Source organism: Microcoleus sp. C2D2, assembly GCF_036702495.1.
Lineage (GTDB): Bacteria > Cyanobacteriota > Cyanobacteriia > Cyanobacteriales > Microcoleaceae > Microcoleus.
The window spans coordinates 71,580-90,027 of sequence record NZ_JAUBTO010000001.1 but is presented as its reverse complement, the minus strand read 5'-3'; the positions used below and the strand labels follow the sequence as shown (position 1 = coordinate 90,027).

At 45.5% G+C, this 18,448-nt stretch carries 15 protein-coding genes and 1 tRNA gene; 11 read left to right on the top strand and 5 right to left on the bottom strand.

Translation table 11 applies throughout. The features are described from left to right. Positions 1-155 precede the first annotated feature (155 nt). The 3 genes from QUB61_RS00430 (at position 156) to QUB61_RS00420 (ending at position 3,511) form a co-directional block, all read left to right on the top strand. Positions 156-353 (top strand): DUF4058 family protein, encoded by a 198-nt coding sequence (locus QUB61_RS00430; RefSeq protein WP_333133373.1) that lies wholly within the window; start codon positions 156-158, stop codon positions 351-353. A 130-nt stretch (positions 354-483) separates the two neighbouring features. Then, positions 484-1,809 (top strand): ATP-binding protein, encoded by a 1,326-nt coding sequence (locus QUB61_RS00425; RefSeq protein WP_333133372.1) that lies wholly within the window; start codon positions 484-486, stop codon positions 1,807-1,809. Further along, complete coding sequence (locus QUB61_RS00420) at positions 1,796-3,511, top strand: tetratricopeptide repeat protein (protein ID WP_333189752.1); 1,716 nt, start codon at positions 1,796-1,798, stop codon at positions 3,509-3,511. Before QUB61_RS00425 ends, QUB61_RS00420 begins: the two co-directional genes overlap by 14 nt. 25 nt (positions 3,512-3,536) lie before the next feature. Here the strand turns inward: QUB61_RS00420 and QUB61_RS00415 are convergent, their stop codons facing one another. Both QUB61_RS00415 and QUB61_RS00410 read right to left on the bottom strand, forming a co-directional pair. Further along, on the bottom strand, positions 3,537-4,472 hold the full coding sequence (locus QUB61_RS00415) for a DUF1350 family protein (protein WP_333133369.1): 936 nt from the start codon (positions 4,470-4,472) through the stop codon (positions 3,537-3,539). A 207-nt stretch (positions 4,473-4,679) separates the two neighbouring features. Continuing rightward, on the bottom strand, positions 4,680-5,393 hold the full coding sequence (locus QUB61_RS00410; RefSeq protein ID WP_333133368.1) for a hypothetical protein: 714 nt from the start codon (positions 5,391-5,393) through the stop codon (positions 4,680-4,682). A 558-nt stretch (positions 5,394-5,951) separates the two neighbouring features. On the opposite strand from QUB61_RS00410, the gene QUB61_RS00405 reads away from it, so the two are divergent. From QUB61_RS00405 to QUB61_RS00375, 7 genes are all read left to right on the top strand, one after another. Then, the gene (locus QUB61_RS00405; protein ID WP_333129669.1) at positions 5,952-6,170 is read left to right on the top strand and encodes a DUF3285 domain-containing protein; all 219 of its coding nucleotides are present in this window, start codon (positions 5,952-5,954) and stop codon (positions 6,168-6,170) included. 207 nt (positions 6,171-6,377) lie between these two features. Further along, positions 6,378-6,914 (top strand): rRNA maturation RNase YbeY, encoded by a 537-nt coding sequence (gene ybeY, locus QUB61_RS00400; protein ID WP_333129671.1) that lies wholly within the window; start codon positions 6,378-6,380, stop codon positions 6,912-6,914. 161 nt (positions 6,915-7,075) lie between these two features. Further along, the gene (locus QUB61_RS00395; RefSeq protein ID WP_333129673.1) at positions 7,076-7,585 is read left to right on the top strand and encodes a diacylglycerol kinase family protein; all 510 of its coding nucleotides are present in this window, start codon (positions 7,076-7,078) and stop codon (positions 7,583-7,585) included. A 205-nt stretch (positions 7,586-7,790) separates the two neighbouring features. Then, positions 7,791-8,378 (top strand): aminodeoxychorismate/anthranilate synthase component II, encoded by a 588-nt coding sequence (locus QUB61_RS00390; RefSeq protein ID WP_333129675.1) that lies wholly within the window; start codon positions 7,791-7,793, stop codon positions 8,376-8,378. A gap of 506 nt (positions 8,379-8,884) precedes the next feature. Further along, positions 8,885-10,171: an RNA-guided endonuclease IscB gene (gene iscB / locus QUB61_RS00385; protein WP_333129677.1), complete on the top strand. Its 1,287-nt coding sequence runs from the start codon at positions 8,885-8,887 to the stop codon at positions 10,169-10,171. Between the two features lie 87 nt (positions 10,172-10,258). Continuing rightward, positions 10,259-11,041 (top strand): MBL fold metallo-hydrolase, encoded by a 783-nt coding sequence (locus tag QUB61_RS00380; protein ID WP_333129679.1) that lies wholly within the window; start codon positions 10,259-10,261, stop codon positions 11,039-11,041. A 507-nt stretch (positions 11,042-11,548) separates the two neighbouring features. Beyond that, complete coding sequence (locus QUB61_RS00375; RefSeq protein ID WP_333129681.1) at positions 11,549-12,178, top strand: fasciclin domain-containing protein; 630 nt, start codon at positions 11,549-11,551, stop codon at positions 12,176-12,178. 138 nt (positions 12,179-12,316) lie between these two features. Here the strand turns inward: QUB61_RS00375 and QUB61_RS00370 are convergent, their stop codons facing one another. Both QUB61_RS00370 and QUB61_RS00365 read right to left on the bottom strand, forming a co-directional pair. Beyond that, entirely contained in the window at positions 12,317-13,252 is a 936-nt protein-coding gene (locus QUB61_RS00370; RefSeq protein WP_333129683.1) for a cobalamin-binding protein, read from the bottom strand. 141 nt (positions 13,253-13,393) lie between these two features. Continuing rightward, on the bottom strand, positions 13,394-16,198 hold the full coding sequence (locus tag QUB61_RS00365; RefSeq protein WP_333189750.1) for a glycosyltransferase family 39 protein: 2,805 nt from the start codon (positions 16,196-16,198) through the stop codon (positions 13,394-13,396). A gap of 133 nt (positions 16,199-16,331) precedes the next feature. Here QUB61_RS00365 and QUB61_RS00360 point away from each other — a divergent pair. After that, positions 16,332-16,404 (top strand) — tRNA-Phe (locus QUB61_RS00360). A 197-nt stretch (positions 16,405-16,601) separates the two neighbouring features. Here the strand turns inward: QUB61_RS00360 and QUB61_RS00355 are convergent. After that, positions 16,602-17,888 carry an aliphatic sulfonate ABC transporter substrate-binding protein gene (locus QUB61_RS00355; protein ID WP_333129690.1) on the bottom strand — a complete coding sequence of 429 codons (1,287 nt, stop codon included), beginning with the start codon at positions 17,886-17,888 and terminating at the stop codon, positions 16,602-16,604. Positions 17,889-18,448 lie beyond the last annotated feature (560 nt).

The window sequence follows — 18,448 nt, the reverse complement described above, 5'->3', positions numbered from 1 at the left end:
GTTCCACAATTAACTTAACGGGCGAGACGCCCGTTCCACAATTAACTTAACGGGCGAGACGCCCGTTCCACAATTAACTTAACGGGCGAGACGCCCGTTCCACAATTAATGCAAATGATAAGCTGTTTTGCATTTAATTTTCACAATCCTCTCCCTTGTCTTTGCGGGCGGGCGATGCCGAACCAATTGTAGATTTACAAGGGTTATTAAATGGGGTTTACGATCGCGCCGCCTATGACTTGAGAATTGATTACACCGCCGCACCCCGAAGTGCGCTGTCGGAAACTCATGCTGCTTGGGCGGATGTTTTTTTGCGGGAGAGGAGATCGATCGGATGCTTGAGGGATGTTTAAGTGCGATGGCTCGCATATGTTGCAAGATGTGAGTTAAAATAAGCTTTCAAAAGATCCGCATTCTGACAACCCGCGATCGGTACAGGCTATAGGTTCAATCTAAAATCTAAAATCCCAAATCTAAAATCCGATGACTTCACTGCCAGCCAACCGCGCCAAAACACTCAAAGAAGCTTACCGCGCTTGCGATGTCAAGCCTCTAACGGGGGAAAATATGGCGCGATATTATGTTGAGTTGTCCGCAGTACGCAACACTGAAGCCATCGAAGGTGTCAGCACAGATGTGGATATTCATGAACCGGGAGAATTTGACACAATTTTGTTTACCGGGCATCGGGGATGTGGCAAAACTACAGAGTTAAAACGCATTCAGTCGCAGTGCGAAAACGCATATCGGGTGATTTACAGAGAATTCGATTGGGAACGGGATGTTAATGATGCTGAATATACCGATATATATTTGCTTTTTATCAAAAAAGTAGCTGATGATTTAACTGAATTACGTTTGAAGTTTGACCCCAAACTCTTAGATAGTTTTGAAGCGTGGTTTAAAGATGTTACAGAAGAAACTGAAGCCACTGTTCAATCTTCCGTCAGCATCGAAACTGAAGCAAGTGCAGGGGCAGAAATTCCATTTGTTTCTAAGTTGGCGGCAAAATTAATCGCTCAAATTCGAGGTTCTAATCAACAAAAAAAAGTTATCCGCGAAACTCGTGGGCGCAATCTATCCCGCTGGGAAACAGATATTAATCTGTGGTTGGAAAATACTTTTGACAAGCTGAAACGCCAAGATGCAGACCGCTACCAAAAAGGATTTTTGGTAATTGTTGATAATTTAGACCGGATTCCTCCAAGTGTTGGCAATCATTTGTTTTTTGATGGCGCTCCACAACTCCAAGAACTAGACTGTACAATTATCTATACAGTGCCGATTTCGGTAATTTATTCATATAAAAATGTCAGCAATTTCTTTGGTAATCCCAACATTGTGCCAATGGTGAATATTTATGAAGTTAGTCGCAGTGAGTGCGATTTAAATTACAATCAGCAAAGATTGGATGGAGTGGGGAGTTTGAGCGATCGGCGGGTTGATGTAAGTGCCATATTTGCCGATCGACAGCAGTTACTAGATTTGGTAATAGCCAGTGGCGGCCATGTGCGACAGTTGATGCAAGTAAGTCGATCGGCTTGCCGCACTGCGATTACTCGCAAACACAGTAAAATTTTGGCTGAAAATGTAACTTACGCTTTAAAGCAACAGCAATTTGACTTGGAAAAATCTACTCCTGGATCAGAATATTATACAAAATTACCGGAAGTTGGCATCGAGAAAGAGATTACTAAAGATAAAAGCGGACAAAAGTTATTATTCAATCTTTCCGTTGTGGAATACAACGGCAATAGTCGGTGGAATTATGTCAACCCACTCGTAAAACAAAGCTATGCTTTCCAATAAGCCCTTGAATCAATCCAGGGAAATCCCTGAAATAGGTCGGCAAAGGATAATTGAACTAAATCAAGAGTCTTTTGACCAATTGCTGACGTTTGTCGATATTGTTCCCGACAATGCCTTTGATTTGGGATTTATCGAAAGTAATTTTGCGAAGGATAGGGATGCGATTATTCAGGCATTAATTAGCCATCCCGATTGTCAAGAGATGCAGTTTGAGATTTGGGATTTTCCCGATCCCGATCTGGGCTTTTTGATGGATGAAATTCTTAAGGTTTTGCCAACAGTCAAAGTTCAACCACACAAGAAGTTAATTTTAATTGTGCGGGGGTTGGAAAATTCGATCGGGATCGCGGGGGAAGATCCGCCGATCCTGGTAGATTTTAATTGGGTGCGAGATGCTTATCCGATTAAAGTGCCGCATCCAATGCTTTTTTGTTTGCCGCATTATGCGATCGCGCGAATTGCTAATTTTGCGCCGGATTTGTGGGCTAAAAATTCGGGGACTTTTGTGTTCACAACCCCTGCAAATACAAGAGATGATGCGGTTTCTCAAACTCTGGATGCTAGCAAGGGGATTACAAATTGCGAGGTGCCGGAAAAGCAGGAACGCATCGATTTATTAAAACGATTCTTGATGGAATATACTCCCTCGAATGGGCGCGGGGAAACTCAAGGGAATTTGAAAAATCGCATCAGAATTTTGAAGGAGTTGGGAACTGCCTATCGCAGCCGGAGTGAATACGCAACAGCAAAATACTATCTAGAACAAGCGTTAGATTTGGCGAAAGATGATGAAGAATTAAGATATTTAAAAGGAAATACTTTGCATGAATTAGGAATAAGTTATGCGAATCAAGGGGAAGTAGCCAAGGCGATCGCACTTTATGAAGAATCTCTCGAACTTACGCGAAAGATTGGCGATGTTCTAGGGAAAGCTGCTACTTTGCACGAAATAGCAGGAATTTATGCCAATCAAGGGGAAGTAGCCAAGGCGATCGCATTTTATGAACAATCTCTCGAACTTAAGGAAAAGATTGGCGATGTTCAAGGGAAAGCTGCTACTTTGCACCAACTAGCAGGAATTTATGCCAATCAAGGGGAAGTAGCCAAGGCGATCGCATTTTATCAAGAATCTCTCGAACTTCAGGAAAAAATTGGCGATGTTCTAGGGAAAGCTGCTACTTTGCCCCAACTAGCAATAATTTATGCGAATCAAGGGGAAGTAGCCAAGGCGATCGCACTTTATGAAAAATCTCTCGAACTTCAGGAACAGATTGGCAATGTTCAAGGGAAAGCTGCTACTTTGCACCAACTAGCAGGAATTTATGCCGATCGAGGGGAAGTAGCCAAGGCGATCGCATTTTATGAAGAATCTCTGGAACTTAAGGAAAACATTGGCAATCTTCAAGGGAAAGCTGCTACTTTGCACTGTCTAGCAATAATTTATGCGACTCAAGGGGAAGTAGCCAAGGCGATCGCATTTTATCAACAATCTCTCGAACTTAAGGAACAGATTGGCGATAGTCGAGGGAAAGCTGCTACTTTCGCAATGCTAGGACAGTTGTTAGCAGATAAGAAGGGAGATTTTGGCAAAGCCTTGAATTATTTACAGCAATCTTTGGACATTTTGCAGCATTTGGGATCGCCCGACGCGGAGACAGTGAGGCAACTTATTGCTGGGGTTCAGCAGAAGGCTGGAAATTGATAGTGAGTTAACAGTTTATACAATGTTAAGCGCTTAACCGCTTTTTCAAAGCATCCAAAAAATGAACAGACCAATATTCAAGAAAGCGCTTTTTCAGAGGTTTGATGAATTTATCCCAAGGATTGAGGTCAACAATATAATAACCGATTTGGATGCCAATCGGCTCTAAATGTTTGCCTTCTATTTCCTTGCTCAATAAAGGCAATTTTCTATTGCTTAGCTGTTCTATGAGCCAAAGTACATCGCTGTTTTTTTGTTGTTCGGGACTTTTGTTGATATCATTGGTAGAACCAGCAATTTCATCTCGATCGAAAGAAATTATTGCTGTTAAATTAAACAGAGAACTATTAGCAATAAAGCATTGAGTTTGTTCTCGGGTTGGTAGCACTCCTAAGCGGAATTTGTCTAACAATTGTGCTAGCGATCGCACTGGGATAGCGCTCTCTGTATTGCTGATATCAGGAGCAAGTAATAAGGACGGCTGGCCTTTAATGGAAGGTCTGTCGATGCCCAGATTTTCGATTAACCTTTGAATCTGCTCGCAGTCAGGGCGATCGCAGAATTTATCCACAATATTTGGATATCCATCGTCGCTTAAAAATTCTAAAAGAGCAATGTACTTGCATCCCAGACTGTGACCGACCCAAAAATAACTCGATAGTTCTTGATAAATTTCGCTTTCATAGCCTAATCTTTGAGCAATTTTGGTCAGTTCTGTTCTCAGAATCTCCTGCTCTTTTAATAACCCAATAGCTATCGGCCAGTGACGAAAAGTAAATCTAAACGGCAAAGCAACTACGGTATAACCTTCTTCAAACAACTGCTGTAAAAAATATCGATAAAACAAAGTTGGCAAACTACCAAAAAAAGTTCCACCAATAAATTGAACAACACCTTTGGGCTGGGGATGAACAGCTACCCAACTAAAAGAAACAGGCTGAAATTTAAATGAGTTCGACATTTTAATAAAGCTCAATCAGTGTATAAGCGGGCGTAATTAAACGTAAATAAAGGTAAGGTGGGCAATGCCCACCCTACAGTTACTTACCTTTTAACAGTTCTAGATGCTAGACATTCTGACAGGAATATCGATTTTTTCCATCACTGTACTTAGGTCTTTCAAATTGACCTCACTGGCATCGAGTTGGGCTAGCAGTTGCACTAGCATTTAAGCTTTTTTTGAATTGTCGGCTACCAAACTAGCCAAGTCCAAAGTACCGTTGCGTAACTGTTCCAAAATTGGCTCAAGAGTTGGGACATCGAGGGTAAAAGATGCGGAGTCTGTTTCATTGCCTGTTACATTAGGTATTTCGTTCAAGCCTTTTCCACTGGCGATCGCTAAAGTGTAATTGATTTGATCGAAGTCTAGTTCAGTAGGAACTACTGATGGGAAATTATTCGGCAAGAAAGTACCGCGAATTTCGGGATTCAATAATACCTTGACTGGTGGGAAGGATGCGGGTGGAAACCCAAATACTGCGCGCGATAGTGAGACATATCCGCGCACTTCCAACAAACCTGGAGTCAGAACGTTTGGCAGTTTAGGCAACAATTGAACAGATGCAGTTTTGTGAGCGGGTATTGTGAAAAATCCGCGATATACCTCAGGTTGCCCCGACACCGGAGTCAGAGGTACCTCGGTGTTAGCGCCTTCAAAATCAACAAGTAAGACAGCGTTGTTGAGCAAGATTTTATTCGGGTCTGCCGGCACGGGTAAGCTGATGGTAAAGTCAATCCGATATACCACGCTGAACGCTTCGAGATTGGAGATGGTGAGAAAGTATCCCTGAACGATTCGGCGAGCCACTGGGAGGAGTGCTGGAGGGAGGCCCATCACAGGTGCGATTGGTGCGGTGAGGAGTTCAAAGGTGGAAATTTCCATGTTGTTTTCAGAGTAATTTAACTTTTTGGGCTAGTCTTTACCTGGAAAAATTTGTTTCTGTTTTTCCGTGGCTATATCTATGAATAACTGCCGGTCGCGGTTGGTTAACAGTCCCTTTTTCTGGTGACACTCGTTTGAGTTAACTCAAGTGAGTGTCGCTTGAGTGTGGGACTTGACAATTTAAAAATTTTTGTTAAAGCGCACAGGAACACGGATCGGGACTTTAATTTATCCTCCTGTATCTGAAGATCAAAATAAAATATCGAATCGATCGTCAGCCCGATCGCACATTAATCTGTTGGTAAGCTGTTGTGCATTTAAATTGTATATTTCGAGTCCCGATCAAAAATCGTCAAATCCTCTCCCCCTCTCCCCTTCACCCCCTCTCCCTCTCTAATACCATAGGCAATCTAGATGCAACACAGCTTACAATCCCCCTTCCAGGGGCCCGCGGCGATCGAAAAACTAAAAATAGCTACACAAAACGTTACATATTTGTTAATATCGGGACGAGCCTGTCCTCAGCAGCGCCTCTGTTAACCTTCTAAACTAACGACTATGAGTCAACCTCCCTCAGCACTTCCCGCCTCGGAAGAGTCCGCCGAAACCCCGACAGCGCCGACAAACAATGCACCTCCACCGAGTTATGTCAAGCTGGCGATGCGGAACATGGTTCGCAAGCGGGCGACTTCTGTGTTTCATTTTGCCTTGACAGCGGCCGGACTTTTAGGCGTACTCGTCGGTTTGGCATTTCTCGATCGATATTTCAATTCTTAATTGGGGATTCAAACAATCAGCCTCTAATTTCCGCTGATGTTTTTCATCTTTCTTAATTGAGAGTTAATCTGATTGTGTTCTCGGGCTGTTGCAATCTTCAACAGATTATTGTAAGGTGCCTGCTGAAAGCAAAAAGTAATTCTGCTCGATCGCGCAATTGGAGATTGTAAAAAAATTGAATATATCGCTTGACAGGAGATTATAAAAATGCTAATTGAGGTGAACGTCGAAGACTGTTACGGGCGAAGCCAGCGGTCAGCCGACGCTTCCAACCTCCCTGAGAGTGCAGCCAGCGGGGAGATTTCAGCCCAAACGTGGGAAAATTGGTTTAGCGTTTGGCTGCAAAACCAGGAGGCCGATGTGCCAGTGGCTCCGGGCTACGAAGTCAGTCTGCGTTTAACCGCCGATCACCAGATGCAAAGCCTCAACCTCCAGTACCGCCAGCTCGATCGACCGACGGATGTCCTAGCTTTCGCAGCTTTAGAGGTAGAGTGTCCTCAGCTAGAGGAAATGCTGTCGTCTCAGCCCTTATACTTGGGTGATATCGCGATCTCGATCGATACAGCTCAGCGACAAGCCCAGCAGCAAGGACATTCCCTGAAGACCGAACTAGCTTGGCTCGCAGCCCACGGTTTTCTGCACCTTTTGGGGTGGGATCACCCGGATGAAGAAAGTCTGACTCAAATGCTCGCTCAACAAGAAACATTGCTGCAGGCGATCGGTCTTGCGATCCAAACAGCATAACTGAAGTTGATCGTTACTTAACAAATCGTGTCAAGCCCCACATAACTTTCTGAAATTACACCAAAACTTTAGTAAAAACTTAGGAAAGTTACCGAGACTTGATGAAATTAATTTGAAAAGTCTAGCTTTCATTCATCTCTGGAACTTAAAGTTGGTTGTTTATGACACTAAATAAACCCTCAATTTCATCAAAAATCGCACAGTTTCTGCCCATGCCTCAAGACTCTTCCAGCCCGACAGTCCACGAGTCTACAAAAGCCTTGAAATACAACCGAGAATTGTCCTGGAAAATCGCATCTAGCTTAGCTACGAGTTTTATATACGCTTGGGGGGGCCTGAGTTATGCTTTTGAAACTCAGCGAAATTTTAGGATTCACACTGTTATAGGAACATTGGCGATCGGACTGGGGCTATTTTTGCACTTGAAACCAGTAGAAATATCTGTGGTCGGTGTCACCATTGGCATAGTTTTAGCAATGGAACTGTTGAATACGGCGATCGAATCGGTGGTAGACTTGACCGTCGGGCAATCTTGTCACGAACTAGCCAGAATTGCCAAAGACTGCGCTGCCGGAGCAGTTCTGGTATCGGCAATGGCTGCGATCATCGTCGGTGCTGCACTTCTGCTTCCTCCTTTGTGGGCAGTCGTTCAAATTGCGATCGCCCGTTAGTAACTTATTGGGCGATTAAGAGCCCGATAGCTTCGCTTCACGCAAATTTTAGGTTTTAGATGACCAATTTGAGGTTTTTAGTTTTATTTGTCTATATTGCAGCTATTTTTATCTTCGGCATCAATCTAAAATCTTGAAACCCTTGCTTTCAGGCACCGAGTCAATCTAAAATCTAAAATCTCCAACCTAAAATATAACTTAACCCGTGATTATAGTCATCGATAACTACGACAGTTTTACATACAATTTGGTACAGTATCTAGGAGAACTCGGTGCTGAGTTGCCGGTAGCAAGGGAAGTGCAAGTCTACCGCAACGACCAAATTTCGTTAGCCGAAATTCGCCAATTGCAGCCAGCAGCAGTGGTGATTTCTCCAGGCCCGGGGCGGCCGGAAGATGCGGGAATTTCTCTGGAATTAATCAAAGAATTGGGGCCGACTCTACCAATCTTAGGCGTGTGCCTCGGACATCAAAGTATCGGTCAAGTATTCGGCGGCAAAATTGTTTCTGCACCCGTGTTGATGCACGGCAAAACTTCTCAGGTAGAACACGCAGGAGTTGGAGTTTTTGAGGGCGTCGAATCGCCGATGATTGCAACTCGCTATCACAGTTTGGTAATTGAAAAGCAGAGTTGTCCAGAAGTTTTGGAAATTACGGCTTGGGTTGAAGACGGAACTATTATGGGCGTGCGGCACCGGGAATATCCGCATATTGAAGGTGTGCAGTTTCACCCGGAAAGTATTTTGACGACTGCGGGAAAGCAATTATTGCGAAATTTCTTAGAAAGACTTTAGTTGAATTTCTAAGAATTTGTAGGGTTCGCTTTTCTAGCACCTTACGGTGATAGTAGGGTAAACATTTTCGCACCTGAACCGCCCCAAAAAGGATACAAGCCTCCCACTCCTGTCGTGGTGAACCCCAAATTTTAGACTCCTGTTCGAGATTCCAGATTCAATGCTGCAAGTAAATCTAAAATCTAAAATCTAAAATCTAAAATCGACTGACGGTGTTTTGTGCTATAACAACAAACGACCAACCCCCGACAACCCCAACCACAAGGTAAGCAACCCCAGTCTAAAGACACGGGGCTTTAGCAAACAAGCTAAAGCCGTGCTTACCCGCTATCGTCTTAATTGACTACGTTATTCAGGTCATAACACTCCTTGAATGCGACGCTAGTTTTCCGCTCTGTTGTTTGCAATTAAACAGTTCTAAGGTCACGCTCAACAGTGTTGCAAGCGCAAAAAGCCTTTATAACTTTGGCAAAGCGAACTTTACGAGGAATCGAAGGGACACAACAATGTCTATCCTAAAACCCAACTACGTCTTTGTTCTAGATGCTAACCGCAAACCACTAACACCATGCAAACCATCTTTGGCGCGTAAATTGTTAAAGGTTGGTAAAGCTAAAGTTTTCAGGCTTTACCCTTTCACAATCCTCTTGAAAAAAGAAGTAACTGAAGACCCGCAGCCTGTAACTCTGAAGATTGACCCCGGCTCAAAAGTTACTGGACTTGCCATAATTCTAGATTCCAGTCTAATCTGGGTGGCCGAACTAGCCCATCGCGGTCAAGCAATTAAAACATCGCTAGAGTCGCGTCGTTCTCTGCGGCACGGTCGCAGAAGTCGGCACACAAGATATCGTCAAGCGAGATTTTTAAACCGGACTAAACCCAAAGTTTGGTTGGCTCAAGGCCTTCGACACCGCGTAGAGACAACTTTAACTTGGGTCAACAAGCTATCAAAACTTGCACCAGTTAAAACAATCTTTCAAGAATTAGTCAGATTTGATTTACAGAAGATAGAAAACCCGGAGATTTCAGGAGTTGAGTATCAGCAGGGTGTGTTAGCTGGTTACGAAGTTCGCGAGTATTTACTCAATAAATGGGAGAGACGATGTGCTTACTGTAGCGCGGAAAATATACCGCTACAAGTTGAGCACATTCATCCTAAAGCGTCGGGCGGCACCAATAGAATATCTAATCTATGCTTAGCCTGTGAACCTTGCAATACCAAGAAAGGGACTCAGGATATCAAGATATTCTTAGCAAAAAAGCCCGATATTTTGAAGAAAATCTTGGTACAAGCTAAGCGCCCGTTGAAGGATGCCACTGCTGTCAACTCAACCCGATGGGCTTTGTTTACTCGCCTAAAAGAGACAGGCAAAGTGATTATCGCGGGTTCTGGCGGGTTGACCAAATTCAACCGCCTACGGTTGGGATTACCAAAAACCAACTTCTTTGATGCTGCTTGCGTAGGTGATACGCCTAATATTTCCGTATTAGCAAATCAGCCCCTAAATATCAAAGCTACGGGGCATGGTTCAAGGCAGATGTGTCGCACAGATAAGTTTGGATTTCCTTCTCGGTACGTTCCTAGATTCAAGTTTGTCAAGGGTTTTCAGACAGGCGACATTATAAAAGCCGTTGTTACTTCGGGCAAGAAGGTTGGAACTTATACAGGTAGGGTCGCTGTTCGCTCATCTGGTAGTTTTAATGTGTCAGCAGTCCAGGGATTAATTCAAGGAATCAATCACAAATATTGTTTTTCTATTCATCAAAAGGATGGATATAACTATGGATTTTAAAAGTCTTGACGGGACACTAAAGTATCCCGTGTCTCTTTTCCTCCCAGGGCTAAAGCCACTGGGTTTCCAAGCTCGCGTGAGGTTTTTATGAAACGGCGACAATTAATACGTTACGCACAGACGGGTTTGCTAGCAGCTTTAGCAACTGGCTTGCCCTCTGGATGGGAAAGCTATCAAGCTCAAACTTCTGATTCTTTGTCGGTTCAGTGGTTGGGCCACACTTGCTTCTTGTTCGCCGGAGGCGGTGCGAGGGTGCTGGTGAATCCTTTTCGCCCCCTGGGCTGTACGGCAGGCTATCGCTCTCCTAAAGTGCCAACAGATTTGATTCTGATTAGCAGCCGGTTGCTCGATGAAGGGGCGATCGACGGATTTTCCGGCAATCCCGGCCTTTTGTACGAACCGGGCGCTTACAACTCTAACGGACTGCGGATTCAAGGGATTCGGACTCAAAAAGACCGTGAGGGAGGAAGGCGATTTGGGGTCAATGTGGCTTGGCTGTGGCAGCAAGCGGGCGTTAAGATTTTACACTTGGGCGGAGTTGCTGGTCCGATCGGCATTGAAGAACAAATCTTGATCGGGCGGCCCGATGTAGTGCTGATTCCCGTGGGCGGCGGGCCGAAAGCTTACACTCCGGCGGAAGCGAAGCAAACTTTGCAACTTCTCAAACCAAAGATGGTGATTCCGACACATTTCAAAACCCAAGCCGCCGATGCTGCTGCGTGCGATTTGGTACCGCTAGATGAATTCTTGGCGCTGATGGAGGGTACGCCGGTGCGCCGATTGAATAATGACACGATTTCGATCAAATCTGCTGACTTACCCCAAACTGGTTCGGTGATTGAGGTTTTGAGTTACAGATTTAGCGGTTGATGCCCGATTTCTCAGCTTGCGTTATAGTAAGGAAGTTTTGGTCGATCGCGGATCGAAGAGAATTTTCTCTCTACCTTAGCCTCTGGCAACCTTGCTTTTTGTCGAGATTTGGCTAACATAACAATTCATGTTCACTGTTTTATCTCCTAAGGAAATGCAAGCGCAGTCAGGAACCTCAGCCTAAAAGCATGAGGCTTGAAGGAGGAATCTAACAAGCCATTCTGACCAGCCTAAGTCTTAACTGACTACGTTTTTTGAGTCACGATACCCTGGGATGCGTAGCTAGTCCCTTGCTCTATCGTTGAGAGTTAAACAGTTCTAAGGTCACTGGAACAGTGCTTTCAGCCTAACAAGCTCACTAAACATTGGCGAAGCTAACTTTACTCCGAAAAGAGATTGAGGCAACATACCTCACCGGAGGGGCAACCATACCCCTCCACCCCGCGAGGGGATTCAATTCAATGTAAAGCCGTCCTAAAAGGACGGGGTTTCAAACCCATAGTTCTGATGAAAAATCAAAATTTACCTAGCTGGATGAAACAACTCACAGGTTTCGCAGGAGTAATCGGCGCTACCGCGTTGATTGGTTTCCCTGCTTGGGCTCACATCACCTCCAACACCAGTGTTGCCAATGCAACTCAAACTCAACAAGTTGCAGGAAATGTGAAAACCGCTGCTTCACCGGCACCAAATGGCGCTTCACCGGCACCAATGGCCGCTGGTAAGGATATTGTTGCTATTGCATCTGGCGACGCTCAATTCAAGACGCTGACAAAGGCTTTGGGATCTGCTGGTTTGGTTACAACTTTACAAGGCAAAGGTCCTTTCACTGTTTTTGCTCCGACTGACGCGGCATTTGCTGCTTTGCCAAAAGGAACTGTGGAGGATTTGCTCAAACCGGCAAACAAAGCCAAACTTACTAAGATTTTAACTTACCACGTTGTTCCTGGTGCGGTTTTATCTACTAGCCTGAAATCCGGCGATGTTAAAAGTGTTGAAGGCACCTCGCTGAAGGTGGCAGTTAGCCCAGGCAAAGTTACTGTCGGCGGCGCTAATGTTGTGAAAGCTGATATCAAAGCTAGCAACGGCGTTATTCACGTAATTGACAAGGTATTGATGCCGGCCGATGGGATGTAAAAATAGCCGTTTTTGCATCAATTGATGTCAGATTCGGTTAAATGAAGGCGAAGTAAGGACACAACATTGTTGTGTCCTTATTTGTATGGCAGGCAATTCAGAATTAATATAGATAAAGCTTTAGCTAGCTGCGGGTATTTACAAAAAGGGCTGCCAACCCTTACCCCGATAGCCAAAATCGAAGATTTCGGGATGGAGAATTTCTGCTAAAATTTCTAACGAATCAACCAATCTCGGTCCCGGCCGATTAAAGTAAGAATTGCCGTCAGTTATGTAAACTTTCCCGGTTTTTACTGCTTGCAACTTAGGCCATTCTGCGTATTTAGTTATCTGCATTGCTTCGCTGCGAGTTCGGCTTAAATCGAAGCCGCAAGGCATGAAAATAATTACATCGGGATTAGCTTCTACTAGCGATTCCCATTTTAACCAAGGGGAATGTTCGCCGACAATTCCAAATAGCGAATTGCCTCCCGCCATTGCTACTAATTCGGGAATCCAGTTACCCGCAGCCATCAAAGGCTCAATCCACTCGATGCAAGCTACTTTGGGAACTCTCTCTTTTGTGGTAAGAATAGATGATGCTTGTGTTTGGGAGATAATAGCATCGATGCGGGAGTGCAAAAGATCGATCGCACTTTTGCCATCTACGCCCAAAGCATCAGCAACTCGCTGAATATCCGTCCAGATTTCTGCTAGCAGATTCGGCTGCAAAGAAATAATTTCCGGCTTGCTATTTACTAGGGTGCTTACTGCTTGTTCAACTTCTGTTAGAGAACAAGCGCAGACTTCACATTGAGCTTGAGTAATAATGTGAGTCGGCTGCAATTTTTCCAAAGTATCTATTTCTACTTTATACACGCTGAGGGCATTTTGCAACAATTCTGTCACGCGGTTGTGAATTTCGCTGCTAGTTCCTTCGGGATTGAATTTAGGCTGAGTGCAAACAGGTAAATTTTGGATTTCTGGGGGATAGTCGCATTCGTGGGAACGGCCCACAATTGCATCGGTTAATCCTAAAAGTGCTACAATTTCGGTGGCACTGGGAATTAGAGAGACAATTCTTGGTTGGTTCATTGGTTTTCTGTTTTTTACCGCTTCGGAAGCACAGGCGAAGCACAGGCAAGCACAGGCGAAGCACAGGCGAAGCACAGGCGAAGCACAGGCAAGCACAGGCGAAGCACAGGCGGGACGCCCGTGCCACAATAAAAGGGGTTGTTAAATTTTTAGTTTTTTTAAGTATTGCAAATCTTGCCATGCTTGAATGAGATTACCTTGCATCAGAGCCGCTACACCGTTTAAAATTCTAATTTCCGGTAGATTGGAGTTGAGAGCGAGAGCAGGTTTTAAGGCTGTTTGAGCGGCTTTGGGATGCCAGCCGTAAAGCTGGACGAAAGCGAGATAAGCATAGGCGTATGGGTTTTGAGAGTCGAGTTGGGTAACTTTTTCTAAGGCGGCGATCGCACTTTTGACATTCTGCTGCAATACTCGAGAAAATGCCAAAGCATAAGCCAATTCTAGATTATTTGGTTCCTGTTTCAACCGATATTCTAACGTTTGTTCCGCTTGCACGGTATAATCTTGAATTGGGTCGTACTGATTGATGCGCCCAATCTGCTCGAACACGGGTTCTAAACCTGGCAATCCTTTGGGTAAATTAGTCGCCATCGCCCGCAATTGAGTCACCAAATCTAACTCAGGCTTATCTGTATTATCCTCGTTCCCAGGCTCTGCCTGAGAACGCATATCCAGAGGCTCTGCCTCGATTTTAACACTAACTGCCGGCACATTAATCGGATAAGTTTCGCCGGTTTTCCGATTTAGATAAGTAGCTTGCAGATTGTAAGTTCCCGGGGCAATATTAGCAGGAGGAAGCATCGCCGTGCGATCGACAACTCGAAACCCCACAGCAAATTTATCCGCTTCCAGCATCCCCGGATGCAAAGTCGCCTGGGCGATCGCGCGATCGTGTAAAATCCTGAAAGTCTGTCCCGGTGGAATATTGCCAGACTGCTGATTTTGCCACGTTACCAACACTAAACCAGACTGCAACTGCTGCCAAGACCCAGACCAAGTATAAGTAACTGGCAGCGCGACTCCGGGAACTGCTTTTGCAGCGACAGTAACTCGATCTAATTGTACTTGCGATCGCCCTTCATTCAACGGCTGTACTTCGACAGGCTGCTCTCGCTTGCGATAAAGATTTAAATTAGTATAATCCGGCAAAATCCAAGTTTTTTCTAACTGAAACTTATCACCGTTTTCAATCGCGGTTACTGCTGCATTTTGAGCTTTTTTAATCCGTTCGCGAATCGAACCTTGCGGGCCAGTTTTGGTTACGAACCAAGAGAGCGATCGCACATCTTGCGGCACTTGTTTTAAATTCGTCCCCACCTGCCGCCCGTAAACCTGAAAATTAGCCAAAGCACCGTAAAAATTCAAATTATGCTGGTTAATTTCCGGCGTCGAAGGCAACACGCCTAAAGTAGATTGTAAATAAGGTTCCCTATCAATAATTTCTGCAATTACCTCTCGGTGCGGCCACTCTTTCCCCAAGTAAGGATAGTTAGAATTGCCGGGACTGATAATTTGGACTAAGCTATTTCCCAGAGCACCTCCCAGCGGCAAGATATGGAACAGCATCGCCAGAATTGCCAAGCCAATTGTACCCCAGCGAATTTGTCGTCCCCACCGAGAAGGCCACAGCGTTAAACAGTATGCTAAGAAAATAGATAAAACTGGCAAATAAGGTATCACATATCGGTCGTCTTTGTTGATATTTAGAGAATTAATTAAATAAGCTCCTACCCAGAAAACAGCCAGCCACCGACAGGAGTTGAGATAAAAGATGGACGAACTATCTTGCCGACGACGCCAATAAAGTATCAATCCTACTAAGGGAATAAGTAACAGAGGCCAAGAAATGTGTTCGGGTAAGTGCTGACCGTAGTAAATCCAAGCGTCGATCGTATTGATGCCCGGATCTCCTTCGGCGATCGCAGAATCCAGCGTTGCCCGTTTTCCCCCGGTCAAAATTAACAGCCAATTGGTTTTCGCCCACGGGCCAAACACCGCCGCCGACAGCAACAAAGCACCAGTTAATTGACCTAATCTCCCCCAAGCTTTTTGCCGCACAGCACCAACAGCCAACCACACAATCGGGGTAAACAGAAATAATACGGTAGTGTGTTTAACTAATATTGATAAACCGAGAGAAATTCCAAAGGCGATCGCCCAAAAGAAAGACGACGGGGAGAGGGGGAGAGTGGGGGAGGGGGAGAGGGGGAGATTGGGGGAGGGGGAGAGGGGGAGAGTGGGGGAGGGGGAGAGGGGGAGATTGGGGGAGGGGGAGAGGGGGAGATTGGGGGAGGGGGAGAGGGGGAGATTGGGGGAGGGGGAGAGGGGGAGATCCGGAGAATGGGGACAATCTTCCTTGATTTCTCTTCCTTGATTTCTCTTCCTTCTTCCTTCTTCCTTCTTCCTTCTTCCTTCTTCCTTCTTCCTTCTTCCTTCAGAAGCCTTCCACATTGTCAGACAATAGAAAGCAAAAGTAATCGCAGCAGTGAGGGGATAGTCGAGCAAAAATTGCAAGCGGAACCGATAAAGTCCCGGTAACAAAACGCAAATTGCAGCGGCCCACAAACCGACTTGCCGGTTAAACAGTTGGACGCCCAGACTGTAGACTGAGGCGAGGAGAATAGCACTAAATAATAAATGAACGAGGGTTGCCCGATCGGCCCCAGTACCGAAAACCTGAAGAAACGGAACCGTTAAGATGTATGCCAAGGGCGGAATTTTCGTCGAAAGCAGCCAGAAGTTTGTCCACCACTCCCCGGAAAGCCACTGAGGATGCTGCAACGCCTGCAAGTATTTCAGGCTGCTAGTCAGATAGTCTGCTTGATCCCACGCCGGGACAGATCGATCGAGGGCAAACCAGAGGCGATCGCTAATTGCCCCCAGCAGCCAAATTACTCCCAAGACAAGCAGACTCTTACTTCCACTGTCCCGATGTTGCTGTGCCATTGCGATTTTTGGATTTTAGGTTGCAGCTTTTAGCTTACAGGCGGGCGGTTCCGGGCGATCGAAAAATTAATTTGAAAAAGTGCTTGCTAAATTCTGTATGTGTCTGCTAAGATAGTAAAGCGCGAAAAAACAAGCCGGGATAGCTCAGTTGGTAGAGCAGTGGACTGAAAATCCACGTGTCACGAGTTCAAGTCTCGTTCCTGGCATCGCAAAGCCCTCACAATGTTGAGGGCTTTTTTTTTAGGAAAAATGCGGGCCATGCAGCTAATCAAAATGTAGGTTTGCCGGTGGGGGGGGTGACAAGCCCGCCGGAAACCCAGACAGAGCTAATATTTGACCGACTTGTACTAAAAAAAACATAGGTCAAATCAGACAAAAATTACAATCGAGTATAGTTGTCAGATTAATAAGTCCAGTTTTGCTTGGTCTGCAAGCTATAGGTTCCATCTTTCACATTCACCCGCTCAGGAATCAGACCTAAATCTTTAAACATATTTGCCTGGTGCTGTAGGGCCGTGAGCGATTGGTCGTCGATCGGGATAATAGCGCGTTCGGCACTGCGTTGCTGTAAAATTTCTACAATGGATGGATCTATTTCATGGTGTTCTGCCAATCGCACAGTAGCTTCTAATTCCTGTTTCTTAGCCCAAGCTCCCGCTTCATTTACCTCTTCTAAAATCACCTTGAGCAAGTCGGGATAGTCGCGTACCAACTCTGGAATCGCGTAGTAATATGTCGGAACTTCTAAAGAGGCTTTGTCACCAAAGATGCTCTCTAAGTCTGCAATCGAGCGCCCTGGATAAGCACTTCGGACTTGAGTTGTCGTGTAGGGAACCCAAATCACCCAAGCATCGACCTCACCCGCGCGGAATAGGGGCAGCGCCTGTGGCTGGGTCAGATAAATTGGCTCAATGTCACTAAACTCTAATCCCACTTTTGCCAGTGCTCGCACCAGCACATAATGAGCGCTTGAGCCTTTGTCAAAAGCTATCTTTTTACCCTTCAGGTCGGCAACCGTCTGAATTGGCGAATCTTCTGGTACTAGAATCGCTTGACCTTTGGGAGCAGTATATTTTTCTTTAGCCACCCGCACAAACACATGATCTGCTGCTTGCGAGAAGATGCTGGCTGTACCACCGCCGCCGCAGAAATCGATCGTCCCATTGCTTAATGCTTCTATCAAAGCAGAAGCTGATAAGAAGCTTGTCCAAGTAACACTCAGCCCAAATGGTCCCAGACGGCTTTCGAGCAAACCTCGATCGCGCAGGACTTCCAGATTTGTCATACCCTCTGGATAACCGATTTTGAGTTGCTTGAGCCGCCGCGCTTGCTCAGCTAAGGGTGTGTTGCCCGATTGAGCAGAACGGTTAGAAAACCAGCGATCCAAAACTATACAGAAAATGATGCCTCCCACAAACAGTCCCACAGTTTCCAGTACCCGAGTTGTTGAGTCTTTAGGTAGTGCGGTCTGATTTACCTGACTGACTAGAGGGGAGAGTACATTGCCAGAGGCAGAAGCGGCAACAACATGACTGTCAGAAACCAGACTCAAGACCAAAATCGTGGCAAGACTGAGGCAAAATCGCACTGCAAACCGATAGGCAAGCGATTTGGGAATAACCGATCTGAGCGATCGTAAGATGTGGCGGCCTGTGCCTCTAGGCAGACGGTCAATCAAAGGGCTAATCATCAGAAAAATGGGTAGAAACCCCGTCCTTTTAGGACGGCTTTACAATTGAATGGGGGGGGGAGGATTAGTCCCCCGTTAAGCTTGCTACCGCCTTGGAACTACTAAATGCCGTGTACTTTTGTGCTGTACTTTCGTCGGGACAATTGCCGGCTGACACTGTTTGTCCTGTACGCATAGCAAGTGGCGGTAAGCCCGTGTGTATATATCCCTTCGCTACTGACTATTCGAGAGGTTACAGACTAGGGAAGCATCCAGTAACGTCGTTCGGTGTACCACCACCAGATAGTTCAGTTTGGGTTCGAAACCCGCAAGCTAGACACTTTTTTAGTCTCAGATTTAAAAGGTGGTGAGCCTTTCTCTTCTTTGCCCCATTCCTTTAGGCTGGGGTTGGTGACAATGACTCTTTTAATAAACACAGGTGATGGATGCTGGATCGATTGAAGATGGGGGATCGAGTCAAAGCACCGCTTGATACGGATAAACTACCAGATTTGCTCGCTCGTTACACCCAATATGCGATACTCACACTATCCTATCGACATTGTGGTAATTTGTACAAT

Bases quoted from the DNA above. Each gene is read 5' to 3' on its own strand.
- QUB61_RS00425 (WP_333133372.1), top strand. From the start codon at position 484: ATGACTTCACTGCCAGCCAACCGCGCCAAAACACTCAAAGAAGCTTAC.
- QUB61_RS00420 (WP_333189752.1), top strand. From the start codon at position 1,796: ATGCTTTCCAATAAGCCCTTGAATCAATCCAGGGAAATCCCTGAAATA.
- QUB61_RS00415 (WP_333133369.1), bottom strand. From the start codon at position 4,472: ATGTCGAACTCATTTAAATTTCAGCCTGTTTCTTTTAGTTGGGTAGCT.
- QUB61_RS00410 (WP_333133368.1), bottom strand. From the start codon at position 5,393: ATGGAAATTTCCACCTTTGAACTCCTCACCGCACCAATCGCACCTGTG.
- QUB61_RS00405 (WP_333129669.1), top strand. From the start codon at position 5,952: ATGAGTCAACCTCCCTCAGCACTTCCCGCCTCGGAAGAGTCCGCCGAA.
- ybeY (WP_333129671.1), top strand. From the start codon at position 6,378: ATGCTAATTGAGGTGAACGTCGAAGACTGTTACGGGCGAAGCCAGCGG.
- QUB61_RS00395 (WP_333129673.1), top strand. From the start codon at position 7,076: ATGACACTAAATAAACCCTCAATTTCATCAAAAATCGCACAGTTTCTG.
- iscB (WP_333129677.1), top strand. From the start codon at position 8,885: ATGTCTATCCTAAAACCCAACTACGTCTTTGTTCTAGATGCTAACCGC.
- QUB61_RS00380 (WP_333129679.1), top strand. From the start codon at position 10,259: ATGAAACGGCGACAATTAATACGTTACGCACAGACGGGTTTGCTAGCA.
- QUB61_RS00375 (WP_333129681.1), top strand. From the start codon at position 11,549: ATGAAAAATCAAAATTTACCTAGCTGGATGAAACAACTCACAGGTTTC.
- QUB61_RS00370 (WP_333129683.1), bottom strand. From the start codon at position 13,252: ATGAACCAACCAAGAATTGTCTCTCTAATTCCCAGTGCCACCGAAATT.
- QUB61_RS00365 (WP_333189750.1), bottom strand. From the start codon at position 16,198: ATGGCACAGCAACATCGGGACAGTGGAAGTAAGAGTCTGCTTGTCTTG.
- QUB61_RS00355 (WP_333129690.1), bottom strand. From the start codon at position 17,888: ATGATTAGCCCTTTGATTGACCGTCTGCCTAGAGGCACAGGCCGCCAC.